1 pseudogene is annotated in these 271 nt (G+C 41.3%); it reads left to right on the top strand.

Annotation, left to right across the window (positions count from 1 at the left end):
* A pseudogene (locus B3O33_RS02685) lies at nt 1-271 on the top strand (SAM-dependent methyltransferase); the annotation flags it as partial.

Genomic DNA, 271 nt, shown 5'->3' with positions numbered 1-271 from the left:
GACCAATGACTGCCGAAAAAGCCTTATCTTTTTCCCACTCAGAAGCCACGTATTTGCGTACTCCGCACTTAAATACAACAGATCCAGCAGCCGTTCGGACGGAACTTGCAGCCTATTTCAATGCCAACTTCGAACGTTATGAATCGCTGTTTGATACCTTGAAATCTGACGATGGGTATTACCAGAAAAGTATTCCGTTACGTCATCCATTGATTTTTTATTTCGGTCATACAGCAACATTTTTTGTTAATAAACTGTTACTGGCAGGCTT

The sequence above is a fragment of the Methylophaga sp. UBA1464 genome (assembly GCF_002325665.1).
In the GTDB taxonomy this organism is placed as follows: Bacteria; Pseudomonadota; Gammaproteobacteria; order Nitrosococcales; family Methylophagaceae; genus Methylophaga.
Note: the sequence above shows the minus strand (reverse complement) of the source record. Positions and strands in the feature narration are given on the sequence as shown.